Annotated in this window: 3 protein-coding genes; all 3 read left to right on the forward strand. The window is 57.2% G+C overall.

The genetic code is table 11. The features are described from left to right. The first annotated feature begins 114 nt into the window (after positions 1-114). Genes LLF79_RS26810 through LLF79_RS26820 form a run of 3 tightly spaced genes read left to right on the forward strand, consistent with a single transcriptional unit; the run spans position 115 to position 1,149 of the window. The gene (locus LLF79_RS26810; RefSeq protein ID WP_001247892.1) at positions 115-405 is read left to right on the forward strand and encodes a nucleotidyltransferase family protein; all 291 of its coding nucleotides are present in this window, start codon (positions 115-117) and stop codon (positions 403-405) included. After that, on the forward strand, positions 402-803 hold the full coding sequence (locus LLF79_RS26815) for a DUF86 domain-containing protein (protein ID WP_001293886.1): 402 nt from the start codon (positions 402-404) through the stop codon (positions 801-803). The genes LLF79_RS26810 and LLF79_RS26815 overlap by 4 nt, the downstream gene beginning before the upstream one ends. After that, positions 793-1,149: a cupin domain-containing protein gene (locus LLF79_RS26820; RefSeq protein WP_000215515.1), complete on the forward strand. Its 357-nt coding sequence runs from the start codon at positions 793-795 to the stop codon at positions 1,147-1,149. The genes LLF79_RS26815 and LLF79_RS26820 overlap by 11 nt, the downstream gene beginning before the upstream one ends. The last annotated feature ends 76 nt before the right edge of the window (positions 1,150-1,225 follow it).

Raw genomic sequence — 1,225 nt, forward strand, 5'->3', positions numbered from 1 at the left:
CAAGGCAACCGGCGCGGCACGGGAATCAAGGCATTGCGATTCTCGAAAATAGTTCTTGAAATTCTATTCTTGATTGCATATCATCTCAACGAGTTTCGATAAGAAAGGATGCGCATGCGACCGTCTGTTGTGCTTGACATGAAGCGAAGCGCAGTGCGTGAAGCGGTAGGCCGCTTTCGCGCCGCGAACCCGCGCGTCTTCGGCTCGGTGCTGCATGGCACCGACCGGGATGGCAGCGACCTCGACCTGTTGGTCGATGCGCTGCCCGGTGCCACGTTGTTGGACTTGGGCGATTTGGAAGAAGAACTGAAATCGCTGCTCGGCGTTGACGTCGATCTGCTGACTCCCGGCGACCTGCCGCCGAAGTTCCGGGCCAAGGTGCTCGCGGAGGCGCAACCGATATGAGCGAGAACCGCCTGCCCGATTACCTCGACCACATTCAGCAGGCCGCAACCGATGCGCGCAGCTTCGTGGAAGGGATGGCCAAGGACGACTTCTTGGCCGACAAGCGCACCCAGCAGGCCGTCATCATGAGCCTGATCGTCATCGGCGAGGCGGCCACAAAGGTGATGGATGGCTACGTCGAGTTCACCCAGGCGCATGCCGACGTGCCGTGGCGCAGCATGCGCAATATGCGTAATCGCATGGCTCACGGCTATTTCGACATCAACCTCGATGTGGTGTGGGAGACGGTACAGGAATGGCTGCCGGCGTTGCTCCAGCAATTGCCCGCCGTGCGTCAGGATGCCGACGATGAAGACCGTAACGACAACTGTGAAAGAGGGATCTCCGATGACTGTTGAATCGAGAATATTTTCTGTAGCCGAGTATGTTCAGCCGTCCGAAGGCGAGCCTATTCGTTCCGTTGTGCTTGAAACCCGAGACTCAATTATCGTGGTTTGGCATGTCCATCCCGGGCAGGAAATTGCGGCTCACATTCATCCTCACGGCCAAGACACGTGGACTGTTTTGTCGGGAATGGCTGATTACTTTCAGGGCAATGGGATTGTTCGTGCCCTCAGGGAAGGTGAGATAGCCGTGGCAAGACCGGGCCAAGTGCACGGGGCGCGAAATACAGGTACCGAGCCATTTGTGTTAGTCTCGGTTGTGGCATCAGCCAATGCCGGTTTCGTATTGGCTGAGCGATAGAGCCCAATCTCTGGAGTTGGTCCAATGAGCGGTCGGGGAGATAGGTAACAGACATGCAGCGGACACGGCTGCTAAA

Origin of the sequence: Enterobacter cloacae complex sp. 2021EL-01169, assembly GCF_020733125.1 — a bacterium.
In the GTDB taxonomy this organism is placed as follows: domain Bacteria; phylum Pseudomonadota; class Gammaproteobacteria; order Enterobacterales; family Enterobacteriaceae; genus Enterobacter; species Enterobacter roggenkampii.